At 70.8% G+C, this 665-nt stretch carries 1 protein-coding gene; it reads left to right on the top strand.

Translation table 11 applies throughout. The annotated features are described in order from the left end of the window. Positions 1-23: 23 nt before the first annotated feature. A partial coding sequence (locus ABD998_RS17755) for a DUF222 domain-containing protein (RefSeq protein ID WP_345442395.1) occupies positions 24-665 on the top strand: 642 nt, incomplete at its 3' end.

Genomic DNA, 665 nt, shown 5'->3' with positions numbered 1-665 from the left:
GTGGTGCCTTGGATGATGGGTGTATGTCAGGGCGGAAGCCGAGGTTCGCAGGAGGGCCGTCGTGGGAGGCGACCCCGGGCGAGGTGCGCACGATCGGGAACGTGCGCGACCTGATCCTGGAGCTGCGTGCCGATCGGGCCCGGTTGGACGGTCTGGAAGCGGGGGCGTTCGCCGCGGCCGCGCGGGTCGCGCAGGCGCAGACCGCGCGGTGCGAGGACGCGTCCGCATACGGGTTCCCGTGGCGGTCCATCGCCCTCGAACTCGCCACCGCACTGCATCTGTCGCCGGGGGAGGTCGAAGCCCGGCTGCGGCAGGATCTCGCCCTGACCGACCGGTTCCCGATCGTGGCGGATGCGTTGTGTCGTCAGGTGATCACGCGTCGTCAGGCGGACATCATCCGCGAACACGGGGAACGACTCCCCGACGAGGTGGTGGAGGAGTACTCGCGGCGTGCGGTGACGTATGCGGAGGATGCGACACCGGGGCAGGTGCGGGTGTTCGCGAAGAGCCTCGCCGGGGTCCTCGACCCGGCACCCCTCCCCGAACGGCACCGGCGCGCCCTGGACCGGAGAGGAACCCGGGTGCGGGCTCTCGACGACGGGCTGGCGGAGTTCATCCTGACCGATGAGGCCGCGAAGATCACCGCCATCCACGACCGCCTCACC

The organism is Microbacterium gilvum, from assembly GCF_039543865.1.
Taxonomy (GTDB): domain Bacteria; phylum Actinomycetota; class Actinomycetes; order Actinomycetales; family Microbacteriaceae; genus Microbacterium; species Microbacterium gilvum.
Note: the sequence above shows the minus strand (reverse complement) of the source record. Positions and strands in the feature narration are given on the sequence as shown.